The following is a 16,508-nucleotide window of genomic DNA, read 5'->3' on the forward strand; positions in this document are numbered from 1 at the left end:
TTCTCCTATTTTATACGTTGCTCGAGAATAACATCGAGTGTTTTTTGCTTTATTTCTATCGCTCTATCCTGCTCACTTTGCACTAATAAAGCGTAAATCAAATCCAATACAAAAAGCTGGGCGATTTTAGTACCAATGGAATCACCCTGTAATTTGCCTTGTTTATTGCCGTTCACTAATACAAAATCGGCAAAACTTGTAACCGGTGAACGCAGACTATGAGTAATGGCTACTGTAGTTGCGCCGTTTTGTTTGGCAATTTTTAACGCATGAGCGGTTTCTTGCGAATAACCGGAATGGCTAATCCCAATGGCGACATCCTGTGCTTTTAACAATGCAGCCTGCATATACATAAAATGGTTATTTCCAGTGGCATCTACCTGAAAGCCAATGCGCATTAACTTATTTTTAGCTTCTTCTGCCGTAATACCCGATGATCCTACGCCAAATAAAAAAATACGATTCGCACGGCGTATCGCATTGACGGTTTCTTCTAACTGAGCAAAATCAAGTAAATTAATTGTTTCATCTACTACGTTCGTAATAGCGGTTTGTAATTTTTGAGCAATATGGCGTGAGCTATCGGTAGGTTCAATATCATTTTCCAGCAATGGGTGGGAATCATTGTCTTTTGTTGCCAGTTCAATGGAAAGCTCCAGTTTAAAATCACTAAACCCCTTAAAGCCGACTGAACGGCAAAAGCGGACAAAAGTGGCTTCCCCTACCCCTAAACTCGCTGCAATTTCGGAAAGCGGATACCCCACAACAAGATCCGGAGAGGATAAAACAGTATCGGCGATTTTTTTTTCGGTTTTCGTCAGGCTTTGATAAAGCGAACTTATAGTATTTAAAATATTCCCATTTTTAGTCATAGTTTCCTCCCGGCAATTGCGCAAGTAAGAAATCTTTTACCCAATAGGCTGCCCCTACTAAACCTGCGTCTTGGCCAAATTGAGCCGGAATAAGGTCACAATGATAAACTTCCGGCATTTCATTCAAAAACTGTTGTATCAAAGGTAAATAACCTTCCGCCAATCCAACACTTCCACCAATAGCGATTTTCTGCATATCCATAGAAATTTTTAAATCAGCGACTAAATTGGCAATGGCAAAGGCTGAACGCGCTACAAGTGCGGTCGCTTTTTCATCATTTTTTCTAAAACGATCGAAGACTTCTTTGGGTGAACAAGGATCATTCCACGTTGATGCGACCGCTTCAATCGCACGTCCAGCTGCGATAGCCTCAACACAGCCACGTCGTCCGCAGCCGCATAAAGGTCCGTTCGGATCAGCCAAAGTATGACCGATATGCCCTGAAATACCATTTGGTTCGGTAAGTAATTGATGGTTGACAATCAGTCCTCCCCCCACTCCCGTCGAAACTGTAATAAAGGCAAAATTAGCTAATTTATCCCGATCCTGTAATTGGTATTCCGCATAGGCGGCAGCTTGTACGTCATTTAGTAACCCAATCGGTTTATCCGTGTGGCGGGCAATACTTGCTTTAAGCGGAAATTCTGCTAATCCGCCTAGATTCTTAGGATTAAGTGCGGTCAAAATACCTTGATTTATAATTCCGGTGGAAGCAACCGCAACATAATCAAACTGTTCTGCATATTCCGATAATAGTCGGGCAATGCTCTGATGTAATGCCTCTGCTGCATTATTTTTTGGGGTAGCAATTTGACGGCGCTGAGTAACTTCGCCACCCTGAACAATTGCAGCAGCAATTTTAGTTCCACCAATATCTAAAGCTAAACAGCGCATAGTGAATTCCTTCTCTTATTTTGCAGATTTCACTGCATCGGCAAACCAACCGACGATATGTTCAAGGCGGGTTAATGCAGAGCCAACCGTCACAAAGTCCGCGCCGATTTCAATGGCGGTTTTGGCTAATTCCGGTGTGTTGTAACGCCCTTCCGCCATCACGCGACAACCTGCTGCTTTCAAATCTTTCACGAGTTGATAATCCGGTTCTTCCGGTACAGCACCACCTGTATAGCCGGACATCGTGCTACCGACAATATCAAAGCCAAGTTTTTGACAATATAATCCTTCTTCCAAATTGGAGCAGTCCGCCATCGCAAGACAGCCTAATTCATGGATTTTTTTGACTGCACTTTCTAAATCAACAGGGCGGGGGCGAAGGGTGCCGTCCACAGCGATAATATCAGCGCCGGCATTAGCCAGCTCTTCAATATCATTCAGAAATGGAGTAATACGGACAGGGCTATCAGGTAAATCACGTTTTATTATGCCGATAATCGGAACATTTACCGTTGGGCGGGTTGCTTTTAAATTCTCTACTCCCTCAATGCGAAGCCCTGCCGCACCACCAATAATAGAGGCTTGAGCCATTGCCGCAACGATTTCCGGTCTATCCATCGGACCATCATCTACAGGCTGGCAAGACGCAATCAAACCATTTTGAATGTGCTGAAAAATCTGTTCGTGTGTAAGTCTAGACATAGAAACCCTCATTCCTACTCGGATCAACTGAGATCATTAAAATCCCGATTTTCACTATTTTTCCTCATTATATAGAAATAAAACTTCATTTTAAATTTGTTTTTGAAGTGCATTTTCTTAAATGTGATCAATGTCTCACTTTTGAAATAAAACTCCATAAACTATTTTAAAAACATTTTTTTACTCTTAAAATGAAAATCGAATAAATTGTTTTGGGTCCTGTTTTACCAAAATTCTCATGCTAACACTATCAATGCTGATAGTTTCCACATTAGGAGCCACATCATGAAATTTACTAAACTTTTTCTTACAGCTGCCATTACTGCCGGTCTATCTTCTGCCGTTTTCGCTGCAGATTATGATTTAAAGTTCGGTATGAATGCCGGAACCTCGTCTAATGAATATAAAGCGGCAGAAATGTTTGCTAAAGAAGTAAAAGAAAAATCAGCTGGAAAAATTGAAGTATCACTCTATCCTAGCTCACAACTAGGCGATGATCGCGCAATGTTAAAGCAGTTAAAAGACGGTTCTCTTGATTTCACCTTTGCGGAATCCGCACGTTTCCAATTGTTCTATCCGGAAGTCGCCGTGCTTGCACTACCTTATGTGATCACAGACTATAATGTGGCACAAAAAGCCTTATATGAAACCGCATTTGGTAAAGATTTGATGCAAAAAATGAATAAAGAGTTAGGAGTAACGTTACTTTCTCAAGCATATAATGGAACACGTCAAACGACTTCAAATCGCGCAATTAACAGCATTGAAGATATGAAAGGTTTGAAACTCCGTGTACCGAATGCGGCAACGAATTTGGCATACGCAAAATATGTGGGCGCATCTCCGACACCAATGGCATTTTCTGAAGTCTATCTTGCTCTTCAAACCAATTCTGTAGATGGCCAAGAAAATCCTTTAGCAACAGTACAAGCACAAAAATTCTATGAAGTGCAAAAATTCTTAGCCATGACTAATCATATTTTGAACGATCAGCTTTATTTGGTGAGTAACGAAACTTATCAAGATTTACCGGAAGATCTACAAAAAGTGCTGAAAGAAGCTGCTGAAAATGCAGCGAAATATCATACCCAATTGTTCACCGATGGTGAAAAAGATTTGATCTCTTTCTTTGAAAAACAAGGTGTTACAGTAACCAAACCGGATCTTGCGCCATTCAAAGCTGCGATGAAACCTTTCTATGATGAGTTTGTAAAACAAACCGGTAGCAAAGGTGAAGAAGCTTTAAAAGAAATTGAAGCAATCAAATAACGAGTTAGTCTTGAATGCACCTCCTGTTTGGTGCATTCAATTTTGTCCTTTTTCTTTTCGTCTTCGTTCATGGAGTGAAGCATGAAAATTTTTAATAAATTAGAAGAATGGCTTGGCGGTGTGCTATTTCTCGTCATTTTCTGCATTCTTATCGCTCAGATTCTTTCCAGACAGATATTTCACTCACCCTTAATTTGGAGTGAAGAACTTGCCAAGCTGCTTTTCGTATATGTGGGTATGCTTGGTATTAGCGTTGCAGTCAGAAAACAAGAGCATGTTTACATTGATTTTCTCACTAATTTAATGCCGACCAAAGTGAGAAAAATCTCAAATACTTTTGTGCAACTCGTCATTTTTGCCTGTATTTTCTTTTTTATTCATTTTGGTATCCGAACCTTTAACAGTGCATCTTTCCCGATTGATGCATTAGGCGGAATTTCAGAGAAATGGATTTTTGCCGCTTTACCTGTTGTTGCAGCTCTGATGATGATCCGCTTTTTTCAAGCTCAATCGCAAAATTTCAAGGAAGATAAAAGCTATTTACCCGCCACTTTCTTTATTGTAAGTGCGGTCATTTTATTGGCAATTTTATTTTTTGCGCCGGATTGGTTTAAAGTTTTGCGTATTACCAACTACGTAAAACTGGGTTCTAGTGCCGTCTATGTCGCCTTGCTTGTATGGCTTGTCATTATGTTCTTGGGCGTACCTGTGGGTTGGTCACTGTTCATCGCAACCCTCCTTTATTTTGCCATGACCCGTTGGAATGTGGTTAATGCCGCCTCAGACAAATTGGTATATAGCTTGAACAGCTTCCCATTACTTGCCGTACCATTCTATATTTTAACCGGTATTTTGATGAATACAGGTGGAATTACAGAGCGTATTTTCAACTTTGCAAAAGCCTTACTCGGTCATTACACTGGCGGAATGGGGCATGTAAATATCGGGGCAAGTTTATTATTTTCCGGTATGTCAGGCTCTGCCCTTGCGGATGCGGGCGGTTTAGGACAACTGGAAATTAAAGCCATGCGCGATGCAGGTTATGATGATGATATTTGTGGAGGGATTACAGCGGCCTCTTGCATTATCGGTCCTTTAGTACCACCAAGTATCGCTATGATTATTTACGGCGTCATCGCTAACGAGTCCATTGCGAAACTCTTTATTGCCGGTTTTGTGCCGGGTGTATTAGTGACCATTGCTTTAATGGCAATGAATTATTATGTCTCTAAAAAACGGGGTTATCCAAGAACACCAAAAGCTTCTCGTGAACAGCTTTGTAGCGCATTTAAAAAAGCATTTTGGGCAATTTTAACGCCATTACTGATTATCGGCGGCATTTTCTCCGGTTTATTCAGTCCAACAGAATCTGCTGTCGTTGCAGCCGCTTATTCCGTGATTATCGGAAAATTTGTTTATAAAGAACTCACCCTAAAAACGCTTTTCAACAGCTGTGTCGAAGCCATGGCAATTACCGGTGTAGTTGCATTAATGATTATGACGGTGACTTTTTTCGGCGATATGATCGCCCGTGAACAAGTAGCAATGCGTATCGCTGATGTCTTTGTTGCCGTGGCTGATTCACCATTAATGGTGCTAGTAATGATCAATGCGCTATTGCTTTTCCTCGGTATGTTTATTGATGCTTTAGCATTACAATTCTTAGTGCTTCCAATGCTTATCCCAATTGCAATGCAATTTAATATCGACCTTGTATTCTTTGGTGTGATGACAACTTTGAATATGATGATCGGTATCTTAACACCGCCAATGGGAATGGCGCTCTTTGTGGTAGCTCGTGTGGGCAATATGTCGGTATCCACCGTCACCAAAGGGGTATTACCGTTCTTAGTGCCTATTTTTACGATGTTGGTTTTAATTACTATCTTCCCACAAATTATTACTTTTATACCGAATCTGTTGATTCCGTAGCCTAAAGTGCGGTTAAAAATCATCGAGTTTTTGACCGCACTTTAAATAACCACTCTATTCAATGCCGTTTTATGAATAGCAAACCCTAACATTACCCAATGAGGTTTATTATGACATTAACAAAAACAGCATTATGCACTGCACTTTTTGCCACCATAACATTTTCCGCCAATGTTCAAGCCTACCCAGATCTTCCCGTTGGGATTAAAAGCGGTGCCGGCGCTTTAATCGGTGATACCGTTTATGTTGGATTAGGTTCCGGTGGCGATAAATTCTACTCCCTTAACTTAAAAGATCCGGCTGCGCAATGGCAAGAAATTGCCGCATTCCCCGGTGGAGAACGTAATCAACCTGTCGCAGCAGCCGTAGAAGGAAAACTTTATATATTTGGCGGCCTACAAAAAAATGAAAAAGGAGAACTTCAACTGATCAATGATGCCTATCAATATAATCCGATGGACAACACTTGGACAAAATTACCAACCCGTTCACCACGTGGTTTAGTGGGTTCATCCGGCGCCTCGCACGATGATAAAGTTTATATTGTCGGTGGATCTAATCTTTCTATCTTTAACGGTTTCTTCCAAGATACAGTGGCTGCTGGTGAAGATAAAATGAAAAAAGATGACATCACGGCAGCCTATTTCGACCAACGTCCAGAAGATTATTTCTTTACTACGGAATTATTAAGCTATGAACCATCAACAAATAAATGGCGTAATGAAGGTCGAGTGCCATTTTCTGGTCGAGCCGGCGCAGCATTTACTATTCAAGGCGATAATTTAATGGTCGTGAATGGAGAAATTAAACCCGGACTTCGCACAGCAGAAACCCATCAAGGTCAATTCACAACTAAAGGTGTTCAATGGAAAAATCTACCGGATTTGCCGGCACCCAAAGGCAAAAGCCAAGATGGTTTAGCCGGTGCGATGGCGGGTTACAGTCATGGTCATTATTTAGTTACAGGCGGGGCAAACTTCCCGGGTTCCGTTAAACAATTTAAAGAAGGTATGCTGCATGCCCATAAAGGTTTAAGCAAAACATGGCATAAGGAAATTTATACCCTGAATAATGGGAAATGGCGTATTATTGGAGAGTTACCCATGAATATCGGCTATGGATTATCTGTCTCTTACGATAATAAAGTGCTGTTAATTGGCGGTGAAACCGATGGTGGAAAAGCCTTAACTTCCGTAAAAACATTAAGTTATGACGGTAAAAAATTGACTGTGGAATAATCGCTAATAAAATACAAAAAACAGCTTGTGAATACATCATTCGCAGTCTGTTAGTAAACAATACAAGGAGTATTTATGAGCATTCTTAGCTATGCACAAAAAATTGGGCAGGCGTTGATGGTTCCTGTAGCCGCATTACCCGCTGCCGCATTATTAATGGGGATCGGCTATTGGCTTGACCCTGACGGTTGGGGCGCTAACAGTCAATTAGCTGCCTTATTAATCAAATCAGGGGCCGCGATTATTGATAATATGGGCTTATTATTCGCTGTCGGTGTGGCTTTTGGTTTATCAAAAGACAAACACGGTTCAGCCGCTCTTTCCGGTTTGGTAGGCTTTTATGTAGTAACTACCTTGCTTTCACCGGGCGGTGTAGCACAACTTCAACATATCGATCCAAGCCAAGTACCTGCTGCCTTCAACAAAATTAACAACCAGTTTGTCGGGATCTTGATTGGTGTTATTTCTGCCGAACTTTATAATCGTTTCTATCAAGTGGAATTACCAAAAGCGCTTTCCTTCTTTAGTGGAAAACGCCTCGTCCCGATTGTGGTGGCTTTTGTAATGATCGCCCTCTCTTTCGTTCTCCTATACGTTTGGCCACATATTTTTAATGCGCTCGTTTCTTTCGGTGAGTCCATTAAAGATTTAGGTGCTGTTGGTGCCGGAATTTACGGTTTCTTTAACCGCTTGCTTATTTCTGTAGGCTTACACCACGCATTAAATTCTGTGTTCTGGTTTGACGTAGCCGGTATTAACGATATCCCAAACTTCCTCGGTGGGGCAAAATCCCTTGCAGAAGGAACCGCAACCGTAGGCGTGACGGGAATGTATCAAGCAGGATTCTTCCCTGTGATGATGTTCGGTTTACCGGGGGCTGCTTTAGCGATTTACCACAGCGCCAAACCAAGCCAAAAAACCAAAGTAGCGTCAATTATGTTGGCGGCGGCATTTGCTTCATTCTTTACCGGAATCACTGAACCACTTGAATTTTCATTCATGTTCGTTGCACCGATTCTTTACGTCATTCACGCACTCTTAACCGGTCTTTCCGTATTTATTGCAGCAAGTATGCATTGGATTGCCGGTTTTGGTTTTAGCGCTGGGTTAGTGGATATGGTACTTTCTTCTCGCAATCCACTCGCGGTGAATTGGTATATGCTTATTGTACAAGGTCTAGTCTTCTTCGCGATTTACTATGCGATATTCCGCACCGCAATCAAGGTCTTCAACCTAAAAACTCTTGGACGCGAAGAGCAAGAAGAAGCGATGGAGGAATCTTCGGCAACAACCACATCTTCTCGTGAGGAAACCGCCATCAAATTCATTGATGCATTAGGCGGAAAAGCAAACTTTAAAAATATTGATGCTTGTATCACCCGATTACGTTTGACCTTAGTTGATCACAACAATATCAATGAAGTACAGCTAAAATCCTTAGGCTCAAAAGGCACGATCAAAATAGGGAATGATGGCTTGCAGGTCATCTTAGGACCTGAAGCAGAATTAGTGGCTGAAGCAATTAAACGTCAAATCCATTAATAAGAAAATAGCTACTTAGACTATATACCGTTCAAACCATTGAGCGGTATTTTTTTGTAAAAAATAAAAAACCACTTTATAAGATCAATTAGGGGAATATTAGAATTTTAGGAAAAGAGTTGAGAATCTATTAGATTATGCTTGGGTGGTGAACTAAGCAGAATTGGTCTTAACAGCAAGTGGCTTACTGTACGCATCCTTGCGGAATTTCTACCTAGCTCACCATGGAGGTGTTCTAGTCTGCGCGACATAAAACGATAAAAAAGGTCTTTCAACCTTTTGAGCCACTTTTCAGGAGACCAATCCTGTTTTCCTACGCATTTGTAGGAACCTGCACATAATAAGGTCCTTTTCTCCTATTGTCAATTTAATGTGTATCTATTTGAATATTAAATATGCAAAATTTATTTTTTAATATAAAAAAACCCCTTTTCAGGGGTTATCTTTTATCTTACGCCATAAACAACGATCGTTTTACCATGGGCGTAAATCAAATTTTGATCTTCTAACATTTTAATAATACGCCCTACCGTTTCACGAGAACAACCGACCATTTGCCCAATTTCTTGGCGTGTAATCTTAATTTGCATACCATCCGGATGAGTCATTGCCTCTGGTTGTTTTGCAAGATTAATCAGCGTTTGTGCAATGCGTCCGGCTACATCTAAAAACGCCAAATTACTTACTTGGCGGGAGGTATTTTGCACCCTACGCGCTAACTGTGCAGTTAAAAACATTAAAATTTCAGGATTAATTTGGATCAATTGACGATATTTTTTATAAGAAATTTCAGCAATTTCACAAGGCGTTTTAGTTTTCACCCAAGCTGAACGCTTTGAACCTTCATCAAATAAGCCGGCCTCGCCAAAAAACTCACCGGCACCGAGATAAGTTAAAATCATCTCTTTGCCTTCATCATCTTTGGCTGAAACCATCACTGTACCTTTAATGACATAATAAAGCGTGGTTGCATCTTCTCCTGCATAAATCAAAGTGGATTTAGCAGGATATTTGTGTAAATGACAATGTGTCAAAAACCAATCTAAAGCGGGATCTCTTGTAGAATGTTCATCTTGCAATTGTTCCACTTCAATATCAGCATCAATATAATCTGACATATTGACTCCTTAGCAGTTTCTATTTCAAAAATTCCATTTTATCTTTTATATCAATGGATTCGTGTAATTCTGACCAAATAATAACCGCACTTCCATTACGGATTTTTTCTAATAGTTGTTCTTTTTTACGCGCAAGTGGAATTTCTTCTGCACCGTAATCCGTCCCCTCTCGCAATATTACACTTTCAACAATATTGTCAAGGGTTGCAGGTTCTAACTCTTGCCATGGAATAATCATACATTTCCCTAAGAAAGTCAATTAAGCAAATAAGGGCTCAATAAAGCGCCATTGTTGTTCAAAGGATTGACTTGATGTTGTACGGAAATTTGTCCGCACATAACGCATAAATTGTCCCTCACATAGAGTCACCAGATGTGACGCAATAATGCGAATATCCACTGCAAACCCCTTTCCTTCCCGCAATTTACGCATTTGTAGAATATTCACAAATTGCATTTCAAGACGATCGAAAAACATGGCAACCCGCGCCTGTAGTTCCGCATCTTCAAACATTAATGCATGTCCTGTTAAAATACGTGTAAAACCGGGATTTTTGCGGGCAAAATCTAAAATCATCTGCAAAATATCATGTATTCGATTCTGCGTATTAGTTTCATTGCGGATAGAGGCATTGATTCGGCTCAATAAATTACTTTCAATATTTTCAATCAACGCTTCAAATATTTTTGTTTTACTCGGGAAATAACGATAGAGAGCCGCCTCCGATACACCGACCTCCTGAGCCAATCGGGCAGTAGTCATACGCTCCATTCCCCGTTCAGAATGTAACATGTGTGTTAATACCGTTAGCACTTGCTGACGACGCTCTTTCACGGTGCGTTTTTCAATTTTAGGTGGTTTAACTTCCGGTGCAATTTCATCCACACCGGATAAAGATAATTGTTCTTCTATCATAGATTATTGTTTGCCTGAATGCCCAAAGCCGCCTTCACCGCGCTCGGTTTGTTGAAAATCCTGCACAAGATTAAACTCTGCCTGCACCACAGGGACAAATACCAACTGCGCAATGCGATCACCGACTTCAATTTTAAACGGTTCGGTACCACGATTCCACATTGAAACCATCAAAGGTCCTTGATAGTCCGAATCGATTAATCCCACTAAATTACCTAACACAATCCCATGTTTATGCCCCAGACCTGAACGAGGTAAAATCACTGCGGCTAGGTTTGGATCGGCAATATAAATGGATAAACCCGTCGGAATCAATTTGGTTTCATTAGGCTGAATCTCAAAACTTTCATCAATTAATGCCCGCAAATCCAGGCCGGCAGAACCTTCCGTAGCGTAAGTGGGTAAAGGAAATTCCTTCCCAAGGCGTTGATCCAAAATTTTTACGTCTATTTTTTTCATCTCATACTCCGTTTGAAATTCTGTTTTTTATATAAAGTGCGGTCAAAAATTATAATGTTTTTTGGTATCGTTCAACGATTTCATTGACTAAATCAGCAGCAAGCTCAGTTTTCGATTTTAAAGAAAGGGTTTTACTTCCCTCTTGCCAAAAAAGCTGTAAAGCATTGTCATCTGCATTAAATACCTGCCCTTCAGAAACATCATTCGCACAAATCATATCTAAATTCTTGCGTTTAAGTTTCTCTTTTGCATAATCGGCAAGGTTTTGTGTTTCTGCCGCAAATCCCACAGTGAAAGGGCGATATTCCGTTAAATGCCCTACATCTGCAATAATATCCGGGTTTTTAACCAATTTAAGTAACATTTCATCTGCAGATTTTTTAATTTTCTGATCTGCAATATCCGCAACACGATAATCCGCTACCGCCGCACAACCAATAAAAATCTGATTTTTAACGGCATTTTCAAGTGCGGCTTGCCACATTTCTTTCGCCGAGACGACATCAATACGAGTTACATTATTCGGGGTCGATAAAGTGACAGGTCCTGCAATTAATGTCACATTCGCACCACGCTTCGCAAAATTTTCAGCAATAGCAAAGCCCATTTTGCCTGAACTGTGATTAGAGATATAACGCACAGGATCAACGGCTTCACGGGTAGGGCCTGCAGTGATCACTACATTCAATCCATCTAAGTCTTTGCTTTGCTTGAAAAAATCTGAAAGAGCCTCAAATATCTCCGAAGGTTCCGACATTCGTCCCGCCCCTATATCGCCACAAGCCTGAAAACCGTTATTTGGGCCTATAAGCTGTATGCCTCTTGCTTGAAGTGCGGTCAAATTTTGTTGCGTTATTTGCTGACGAAACATTTGTTGGTTCATTGCTGAGGCGAGAAAAATTGGTGCATTGGTTGCCAAGCAAATTGTAGAAAGTAAATCATTTGCCATTCCTACCGTAAAACGTGCGATAAAATCCGCACTCGCCGGCGCTATTACTACTGCATCAGCCCATTTCGCAAGCTCAATATGCCCCATTGCAAGTTCCGCTTGAGGATCAAGTAAAGATTGTGCGACGGCATTACCGGAAATCGCCTGTAAAGTCAGTGGTGTAACAAATTCTGCGGCAGCGGGCGTCAATACCACACGAACTTCAGCCTCATCTTTGCGTAATAAGCGAATAAATTCAATGGTTTTGTAGGCTGCAATTCCTCCGGTTATCCCCACAACAATACGTTTTCCGCTTAACTTCATTTCCTCTCCATTAATTTGTTAGTGGTTAACCACAATTTGTGTATTTTACTTCAATTTAGTTGAATAAAAAATTTTATTTTCGCGATCCGCTACGCAGTATTCATACTCAAAACTTGTCCCATAATATGAGAATAGTCAAAATCTCGAAAAACTTTTATTAACATAAAACAAGCGATGGAATGCCCTCAACTTATGCCACGTGAAAAATTATTAAAACACGGCGTAACCACACTTTCAGACCAAGAACTCCTGGCAATTTTTTTACGCACCGGTATAAAAGATTGTCCCGTTATGCAACTTTCCGAACAAGTGCTTGAGCATTTTGGTTCGATCCGAGCATTGCTTTCTGCCGATCAAATCTCTTTTTGTGCAATGAAAGGTTTAGGTATTACACAATTTATTCAACTCCAAGCCACCACTGAAATGACCAAACGTTACCTTAAACAAGAAATGTTTCATGCACAAATTTTTACTGAACCGGAAACCGTTAAATTCTATTTGAGAATGGAATTACAACACGAAGAACGGGAAATTTTTATGGTGTTATTTTTAGACAATCAACACAGACTCATAAAAAAAGAGCGGTTATTTTTAGGCACAATTAATGTAGCAAACGTGTATCCGCGTGAAATAATAAAAGAAGCGCTTTATTGCAATGCTGCAGCAATCATTTTAGCGCATAACCATCCTTCGGGTATTGCAGAACCCAGTTATGCAGATCAGTTCGTCACGCAAAAAATTTGTGAGGCTGCAGAATTAATGGAAATTCGTGTTCTCGATCATTTCATCGTAGGAAAAAACGATTGTTATTCCTTTGCTGAGCATAACTTTCTTTAATTCTCATAAAAACTACTTATTTTTTCTCCGTTCCTCCAGGAAAATCGTATTTACACTTGAGAAATGGAAATAAAGTCAGTATAATCTGCGACCTTTAATATAGTAAGCGGGTCGGATTTGCGCGACCTGACGAGGCAGCAAATCTAGTCAAACTAGGTTTAGAACAATCCGAAACGTAAGCTCGAGCTTATATTTAATTATTGGAGATTATTATGTCTAGAGTTTGTCAAGTAACAGGCAAGCGTCCAGCTGTGGGTAATAACCGCTCACACGCAATGAATGCGACACGTCGTCGTTTTCTTCCAAACCTTCACACCCACCGTTTTTGGGTTGAAAGTGAAAACCGTTTCGTAACTTTACGCTTAACAGCGAAAGGTATGCGTATTATTGATAAAAAAGGCATTGATGCAGTGTTAGCTGAAATCCGTGCTCGTGGCGAAAAAATCTAAGGAGCTAAGACATGGCAGCGAAAGGCGCACGTGAAAAAATCCGTTTAGTTTCTACTGCAGAGACCGGTCACTTTTACACAACTGATAAAAATAAACGTAACATGCCTGAAAAAATGGAAATCAAAAAATTTGATCCGGTAGTACGTAAACACGTTATCTATAAAGAAGCAAAAATCAAATAATTTTGCTGATTTGAAAAAGCCCGAGGTTGCTCGGGTTTTTTTGTACACGAAATTCATTAGAGAGCTCAACGATGCCCGAATTACCTGAAGTTGAAACCGCCCTACGTGGTATAAGCCCTTATTTAAAAAGCTTTATTATTGAAAAAATTATTGTTCGCCAACCGAAATTACGCTGGGCTGTTTCACCTGAATTAATGGAATTGTCTAATGTGCGAATTCTAACGCTCTCACGTCGAGCAAAATATCTGATTATCCACACGGAAAATGGGTATATTATCGGGCATTTAGGTATGTCTGGCTCCGTTCGAATTATGCCGCATGATAGCCCTATTGATAAACATGATCATGTGGATATTGTGATGAATAACGGAAAATTATTACGCTATAACGATCCCCGTCGTTTCGGCGCATGGCTATGGGCAAAAAATCTTGAAGAATTTCATCTTTTTTTAAAACTCGGCCCCGAACCGCTTTCTGAGGAATTTAACGCAGAATATCTCTTTAAAAAATCTCGCAAAAAATTGACCGCACTTAAAACCTTCTTAATGGATAATGCAATTGTTGTCGGTGTCGGTAATATTTATGCCAATGAAAGTTTATTTTTATGTGGCTTACATCCACAAAAAGTGGCTGCCAATCTAACCCGAAAACAATGCGAACTCATCGTTACCACAATCAAAAATGTACTTGCTAAAGCCATTGAACAAGGCGGTACCACGCTCAAAGACTTTTTACAGCCTGATGGACGCCCCGGTTATTTTGCTCAAGAATTACTAGTTTACGGTAATAAAGACAAACCTTGTCCAAAGTGCGGTACAAAAATTGAAAGTTTAGTTATTGGGCAACGCAACAGTTATATTTGTCCTCATTGCCAGAAGAAAAAGTGAAAGTTTATTATACCTCAAGCTACCTTTCAATTAGCAAATTTTTCGTGCCAAAGTAATAGATTTAAAACAGTTCCTCCAATAATTAGCTAAGTAACAGAAAACTGTTTTGTCATATGTTTTTTCTCTTAACATCCTTCAAATCAATTGTTTTTATCTCCGCTTGAGTTTTTTTCATTTAAATTTAGAATACGCCCATTGCTAAGTGGGTAATTCTCATAATCTCTTGGCAGATCATTCAAATTCAACTTATCAAAGGCTAGTCAGGAATAACAAAAAATGACCGAACAAGATATCGCTCTCAAACTTTGTTCCGATTCAATGATGGCTAATTTTAATCAATAATTCCTTGAAAAATTACAACTTCGTTCTTGGAATCGAGAATTAGGTACGAAAGATAAACTTCAGCATACAAAAAACTCTACTTTTTCAGCAATGTTTGTGGACGCGGATCTCGCTTATTCTAAAGAAAACCTATTATGCTGGATAAGAGTGTTGAAAAATAATGGTTTATTATTAATGGAGCGTATTGATGAAAAAACGCCTGAAATATTGACCGCACTTTTTCCCGATCTTTTAACTTTCCACGAAAATCCAAATCTGAATGTTTGGATTTTCAGTAAAAAGGCTCCTGATGTAGCTGAACTTCAGTCAAAAATAATACAGGCAATTAGTGAAAAAGCACCAATCAACCGCCTTCTTCCGCTGTTGGACAAAATGGAATATGCCTCGCCACATTCTGTTTTGCCTCATTTTATCCGAAGTAAATTATTTCATAATACGCCTTCTGTTAGCCAAGAAAGTTGGCAATGCTTGTCTGACAGAACCCTCTCTTCGGTAATGGACATCTATGCAGCCTTAAATACGTTGTCCAATGGAGATTATCAAATAGGCTTTCAACAACGAGAAAGGGTTTTAGGCCATACTCATCTACGTCGGACCCCAACACCACCATCAGAAAAATTTTATGAGAAACGTTGGAAAGGTGAAGATTTAGCGGGAAAAACGATCGTAGTTTGGACTGAGTTTGGTTTAGGTGATGAAATTATGTTTGCTCAATTAGCCTATTATTTTAAAACCCAAGGAGCAACAGTGAAATGGATAGTACAAAGCCCGATTGTTTCTCTTATTTCCACCCACCCCGATATTGATTGGGTGATTGATTCCACCAAATTGAAAGATCAATCCATTGATCAATCAAAGCTCATCGGAGAATTTGATTATTGGGTTTATCCACACGAAATTTTAGCTTATGTAAGCACTCCTTTTCCACGTTTACCTAAACGCTTACCTTATCTTTTTGCAGATCCTAATATGCAGAAAAACACTATACTCTTATTTCCAGATACGGGAAATTTAAAGGTCGGCATTGTTTGGCGTGGCGACCCAACTCATGAAAATGATGCCTACCGTTCTATTCATCATTTAGGTCATATTGAAACCCTATTTCAAATGGAAGGGATCGATTGGTATTGTGTTCAAAAATCCTGTAATGAACAAGAGGTACAGTTGCTGGAAAAATACAATGTTCCTAATATAGCGAAAAATGCAAAGGATTTTGCTGAAACAGCAACAATGCTGCCTCACCTTGATTGTCTCGTTTCCGTTGATACTTCCGTGGTTCACGTTGCCGGTGCAATGGGTATTCCGAGTTTATTGATGTTGCCTTATATTGGAGATTGGCGTTGGGGATTGGTTGAATCAAACAATCTTTGGTATCCAACCGTTCAACTCTTTCGTTGCCCTACACCATTACCAGTTTGGGATAGAGTGATTGAAGAAATACAACAAGCATTAATTGAACGCATAGATTGGAAACAGTAAATTAATCACTCTTTTTCAAAGTGCGGTCAAAAATTTAATTTATTAGAGTGCTACAAGATAACTCTTTAGGAGTATTTTTATTTTTTCCTTTGATCTAAAACAGTTTTTTCTCAAATCATTCTAGAAAATAGTCTAAC

17 protein-coding genes are annotated in these 16,508 nt (G+C 39.9%); 9 read left to right on the forward strand and 8 right to left on the reverse strand.

All coding sequences use genetic code 11. From position 1 onward, the window contains the following. Positions 1-5 precede the first annotated feature (5 nt). The 3 genes from BKG94_RS03225 to BKG94_RS03235 are packed head-to-tail and all read right to left on the reverse strand — an operon-like array spanning position 6 to position 2,469. Complete coding sequence (locus BKG94_RS03225; RefSeq protein ID WP_077434167.1) at positions 6-872, reverse strand: MurR/RpiR family transcriptional regulator; 867 nt, start codon at positions 870-872, stop codon at positions 6-8. Beyond that, the gene (locus BKG94_RS03230) at positions 865-1,767 is read right to left on the reverse strand and encodes an N-acetylmannosamine kinase (RefSeq protein ID WP_077434169.1); all 903 of its coding nucleotides are present in this window, start codon (positions 1,765-1,767) and stop codon (positions 865-867) included. The genes BKG94_RS03225 and BKG94_RS03230 overlap by 8 nt, the downstream gene beginning before the upstream one ends. Positions 1,768-1,782: 15 nt before the next feature. Next, the gene (locus tag BKG94_RS03235) at positions 1,783-2,469 is read right to left on the reverse strand and encodes an N-acetylmannosamine-6-phosphate 2-epimerase (protein ID WP_077434171.1); all 687 of its coding nucleotides are present in this window, start codon (positions 2,467-2,469) and stop codon (positions 1,783-1,785) included. A 282-nt stretch (positions 2,470-2,751) separates the two neighbouring features. On the opposite strand from BKG94_RS03235, the gene BKG94_RS03240 reads away from it, so the two are divergent. From BKG94_RS03240 to nagE, 4 genes are all read left to right on the forward strand, one after another. Further along, positions 2,752-3,738 carry a sialic acid TRAP transporter substrate-binding protein SiaP gene (locus tag BKG94_RS03240; protein WP_143538900.1) on the forward strand — a complete coding sequence of 329 codons (987 nt, stop codon included), beginning with the start codon at positions 2,752-2,754 and terminating at the stop codon, positions 3,736-3,738. A gap of 81 nt (positions 3,739-3,819) precedes the next feature. Beyond that, entirely contained in the window at positions 3,820-5,670 is a 1,851-nt protein-coding gene (locus BKG94_RS03245; RefSeq protein WP_077434175.1) for a TRAP transporter large permease subunit, read from the forward strand. 110 nt (positions 5,671-5,780) lie between these two features. After that, complete coding sequence (locus BKG94_RS03250; RefSeq protein WP_077434177.1) at positions 5,781-6,908, forward strand: N-acetylneuraminate epimerase; 1,128 nt, start codon at positions 5,781-5,783, stop codon at positions 6,906-6,908. Between the two features lie 75 nt (positions 6,909-6,983). Next, on the forward strand, positions 6,984-8,450 hold the full coding sequence (nagE, locus tag BKG94_RS03255; RefSeq protein WP_077434179.1) for an N-acetylglucosamine-specific PTS transporter subunit IIBC: 1,467 nt from the start codon (positions 6,984-6,986) through the stop codon (positions 8,448-8,450). Between the two features lie 446 nt (positions 8,451-8,896). On the opposite strand, the gene crp is transcribed toward nagE, so the two are convergent. The 5 genes from crp to coaBC are packed head-to-tail and all read right to left on the reverse strand — an operon-like array spanning position 8,897 to position 12,195. After that, positions 8,897-9,568, reverse strand: coding sequence for a cAMP-activated global transcriptional regulator CRP (crp, locus tag BKG94_RS03260; RefSeq protein ID WP_077434181.1), 672 nt, complete (start codon positions 9,566-9,568; stop codon positions 8,897-8,899). A 19-nt stretch (positions 9,569-9,587) separates the two neighbouring features. Continuing rightward, on the reverse strand, positions 9,588-9,806 hold the full coding sequence (locus tag BKG94_RS03265; RefSeq protein WP_077434183.1) for a YheU family protein: 219 nt from the start codon (positions 9,804-9,806) through the stop codon (positions 9,588-9,590). A gap of 21 nt (positions 9,807-9,827) precedes the next feature. Then, the gene (slmA, locus tag BKG94_RS03270) at positions 9,828-10,484 is read right to left on the reverse strand and encodes a nucleoid occlusion factor SlmA (protein ID WP_077434185.1); all 657 of its coding nucleotides are present in this window, start codon (positions 10,482-10,484) and stop codon (positions 9,828-9,830) included. A 3-nt stretch (positions 10,485-10,487) separates the two neighbouring features. Further along, positions 10,488-10,943, reverse strand: a complete 456-nt coding sequence (gene dut / locus BKG94_RS03275) for a dUTP diphosphatase (RefSeq protein WP_077434187.1) — start codon at positions 10,941-10,943, stop codon at positions 10,488-10,490. Positions 10,944-10,992: 49 nt separating this feature from the next. Then, positions 10,993-12,195, reverse strand: coding sequence for a bifunctional phosphopantothenoylcysteine decarboxylase/phosphopantothenate--cysteine ligase CoaBC (gene coaBC, locus BKG94_RS03280; RefSeq protein ID WP_077434189.1), 1,203 nt, complete (start codon positions 12,193-12,195; stop codon positions 10,993-10,995). A 174-nt stretch (positions 12,196-12,369) separates the two neighbouring features. On the opposite strand from coaBC, the gene radC reads away from it, so the two are divergent. The 5 genes from radC (at position 12,370) to BKG94_RS03305 (ending at position 16,371) form a co-directional block, all read left to right on the forward strand. After that, positions 12,370-13,032 carry a RadC family protein gene (radC, locus tag BKG94_RS03285; protein ID WP_077434191.1) on the forward strand — a complete coding sequence of 221 codons (663 nt, stop codon included), beginning with the start codon at positions 12,370-12,372 and terminating at the stop codon, positions 13,030-13,032. A 212-nt stretch (positions 13,033-13,244) separates the two neighbouring features. After that, on the forward strand, positions 13,245-13,481 hold the full coding sequence (rpmB, locus tag BKG94_RS03290) for a 50S ribosomal protein L28 (protein WP_005542826.1): 237 nt from the start codon (positions 13,245-13,247) through the stop codon (positions 13,479-13,481). A gap of 11 nt (positions 13,482-13,492) precedes the next feature. Further along, complete coding sequence (gene rpmG / locus BKG94_RS03295) at positions 13,493-13,663, forward strand: 50S ribosomal protein L33 (protein ID WP_005613503.1); 171 nt, start codon at positions 13,493-13,495, stop codon at positions 13,661-13,663. 71 nt (positions 13,664-13,734) lie between these two features. Continuing rightward, positions 13,735-14,550, forward strand: a complete 816-nt coding sequence (gene mutM, locus BKG94_RS03300) for a DNA-formamidopyrimidine glycosylase (RefSeq protein WP_077434193.1) — start codon at positions 13,735-13,737, stop codon at positions 14,548-14,550. Between the two features lie 438 nt (positions 14,551-14,988). Continuing rightward, on the forward strand, positions 14,989-16,371 hold the full coding sequence (locus BKG94_RS03305) for a glycosyltransferase family protein (RefSeq protein WP_143538892.1): 1,383 nt from the start codon (positions 14,989-14,991) through the stop codon (positions 16,369-16,371). Positions 16,372-16,508: the final 137 nt, after the last annotated feature.

The sequence above is a fragment of the Rodentibacter ratti genome, from assembly GCF_002000485.1.
Taxonomy (GTDB): Bacteria; Pseudomonadota; Gammaproteobacteria; order Enterobacterales; family Pasteurellaceae; genus Rodentibacter; species Rodentibacter ratti.